The following is a 1,051-nucleotide window of genomic DNA, read 5'->3' on the forward strand; positions in this document are numbered from 1 at the left end:
ATTTGTTTATTCTCTAATTGATAATCAAGATGAAATAAATAAAATAATAGAACAAGCCTTGATTAAATCATCTAATACCCTTCCAGGCGTGAATAAGAGAGTGTATTTATTTCCTCCTAATCCGGATAACATGGATGGTATCAATTTAATGGGTGGCGTTTCTGGGGTAGGAGTTAGTAAGGATGTATTCATAATACGGATTGATCCATCTTCATTTAAAGAGGATTTGTTGGAGTATATTGTTGCACATGAATATAACCATACTATTTATATGGAGAGCGGAAATGTAAACTGGAAAAACACTTTATTAGATTCAATTATTCTCGAAGGAAAAGCTGACACTTTTGCCAAAAGTCTTTACCCCGATATTAATATACCGTGGATAGATCCTCTATCAAATCAAAAAGAGGAGGAAGTGTGGGAGCACTTAAAAGAGAATTTAATGTCAAAGGACCGAACAATAAAAGGCGATTATTTTGAAAATCCAAACAAAGGAATCCCCCGTTGGACCAACTACAAGATTGGATACCAAATAGTGAATTCCTTTTTAGAAAAGAATCCCACCACCCCGGTCAGAGACTGGACAGTATTATCTGCGGAGGAGATTTTATCAAATAGTAAATATGGAGATAGGATTTCAAAATAAAAGTTTATTTAGATTCTTGCAAAGGAAGAGACATTCTGACTTTGCTTTTTTGTTTTGCATTTTCTGTCTACTTTATTATTAAGGTGTGTTTTTCGTCTTCAACTAACCCATCGAAAGTTTCTAACCCTCTCAGAGATATGCCAGTCCACCGCTTCAGCGTTTTTATTTAATGGTTCGATGAATTTCAACGATTTCACATCCTATATTCAATTTCATTTATTAACACACCAAATTGCACCATAAAATGCACACCTATTTGCAAGGCCACATAAATTTTTATATTTAGGTTAGATAAGTGAAACAGTTGAAAATAAAAGGATCACACATATTAGATATGTCTAAAATGTGTGGTCCAATTTTATTTCATTCTTCAATTAAGCACCCAATAGCATTCCTGTAGATCGC

The 1,051-nt window shown here is 33.8% G+C and carries 1 protein-coding gene; it reads left to right on the forward strand.

Annotated elements, in window-relative coordinates; genetic code table 11:
* On the forward strand, positions 1-646 hold a 646-nt coding region (locus tag V7112_RS23665), incomplete at its 5' end, for a DUF2268 domain-containing protein (protein ID WP_335424417.1).
* Between the last annotated feature and the right edge of the window lie 405 nt (positions 647-1,051).

It is taken from the genome of Bacillus sp. JJ1566 (assembly GCF_036962685.1).
Taxonomy (GTDB): domain Bacteria; phylum Bacillota; class Bacilli; order Bacillales; family Bacillaceae_L; genus Ferdinandcohnia.